This window comes from Streptomyces sp. NPDC055287, from assembly GCF_053646035.1.
In genome coordinates this window covers 1-1,560 of record NZ_JBSHNE010000128.1, presented here as the reverse complement: position 1 = coordinate 1,560, position 1,560 = coordinate 1, and the positions used below count along the sequence as shown (strand labels likewise).

Below are 1,560 nucleotides of genomic sequence, written 5' to 3'. Positions count from 1 at the left end.
TCCTAGTGCTGCTCCGCGGAAGTTCGTGGAGGGGCGTTGATCAGGTGGTGGGGTCGGAGAGGTAGAGCCCGCAGGCGCAGTCGAGGGCTTCTTCCGGGGAGCCGAAGGGCAGCCCGGTGGGTAGGACGTTGTCCTGGTACTTGCCGCTGCTGGCTAGGTAGAGGGCGAAGCCCCAGGTGTGCAGGACACCTTGGAAGCGCAGGCGGCACAGCGGGAGTGGTTCCTCGTCTGGCAACTCGCCCTCCACATAGGCGAATCCGGTGCGGTAGCGGACGGTGACGCCGGTCAGCTGCGGCCAGCGTTCCTTCGCGTGGGCCCTCAGGCGCTGGCGCAGGTGATGCTGCATGGACTCGGGCGGGTTCTTTGGCACGGACCCCATCCTGCAGGGTTCGCCCCCGCCACGCCATGATCATCGTCTTTGGCCGGTGCGGACGGGAGCGGGATGAGTGAGACCGATCGGGCGGTGGCCGTGGAGTTGGAGGAGTCGGCGCGCCACGCTCTGCTACGGCTGGTGGTGTCGCTGAAGTCGCAGGTCAGACAGGTGCTGCGGGCGAGGATTGTGCTCGCGGCGGCGGACGGGGACGCGAATGGGGCTATCGCGCGGGAGCTGGCGGTCAGTGTGAACACGGTGCGCAAGTGGCGCGGCCGGTTCGCCGCCGCGGGGATGGAAGGGCTCAAGGACGCAAAGCGGGCGGGCCGTCCCCGTAGCTACGGGCCCCACGTGCGGGTGGCGATCGTGGCGGCGGCCACCAGCGCGCCCCCGCATCCGGAGTCGACCTGGTCGCACCGCACGATCGCCGCGCAGGTCGCGGGCACCGTCTTCGCTGCGATCTCGGCCTCCCAGGTCGGCCGGATCCTGGCCGACCTGGATCTCAAGCCGCACCGGGTGCGCGGCTGGCTCACCCGCCGTGACACGCCCGACTTCTGGGAGCGGGCGGCCAGCATCTGCGACCTCTACCGGGATCCGCCCGAGGGCGCGGTGGTGTTGTCCATCGACGAGATGACCGCGATCGCCGCCCGCTCGCGACGCCATCCCGGCAAACCCGCGGCCCCGGGCAAGTCGGCTCTTGAGGAGTTCGAGTACCGCCGGCACGGGACCGCGTCCCTGATCGCCGCCCTGGATGTGAACAGCGGCGAGGTCCTCACCGAGATCATCGCCCGCAACAACGCGGTCACCTTCACCGGATTCCTGGACCAGCTGGACAAGGCCATCGCCCCGGACCAGGAGATCCACGTGGTGTTGGACAACGGCTCCTCCCACACCGCCAAGCACACCAAGGAGTGGCTGGCCGAGCACCCACGCTGGCACGTGCACTGGACCCCGCCGCACGCCTCCTGGCTGAACCAGGTCGAGCTGCTCTTCTCCGCCCTGGCCCGCCGCGTCCTGCGGCACGGCGACTTCTCCAGCCGTGACGACCTCGTCGACAAGCTGCAGAGTTACGTGATCAACCACAACTTCACCGCGAAGCCATACCGCTGGACCTACGACGGCACTCCGCTCAAAACCGCTTGAACAGGAGCATCAAAACCCCTCCACGAACTTCTGCGGAGCAGCACTAG

The 1,560-nt window shown here is 68.5% G+C and carries 2 protein-coding genes; one reads left to right on the top strand and one right to left on the bottom strand.

Annotation, left to right across the window (positions count from 1 at the left end; translation table 11 throughout):
• Positions 1 to 40: 40 nt before the first annotated feature.
• Positions 41 to 370: a hypothetical protein gene (locus tag ACWIHY_RS40310; protein WP_069931794.1), complete on the bottom strand. Its 330-nt coding sequence runs from the start codon at positions 368 to 370 to the stop codon at positions 41 to 43.
• A gap of 72 nt (positions 371 to 442) precedes the next feature.
• On the opposite strand from ACWIHY_RS40310, the gene ACWIHY_RS40305 reads away from it, so the two are divergent.
• Positions 443 to 1,513 carry an IS630 family transposase gene (locus tag ACWIHY_RS40305; RefSeq protein ID WP_454381733.1) on the top strand — a complete coding sequence of 357 codons (1,071 nt, stop codon included), beginning with the start codon at positions 443 to 445 and terminating at the stop codon, positions 1,511 to 1,513.
• The last annotated feature ends 47 nt before the right edge of the window (positions 1,514 to 1,560 follow it).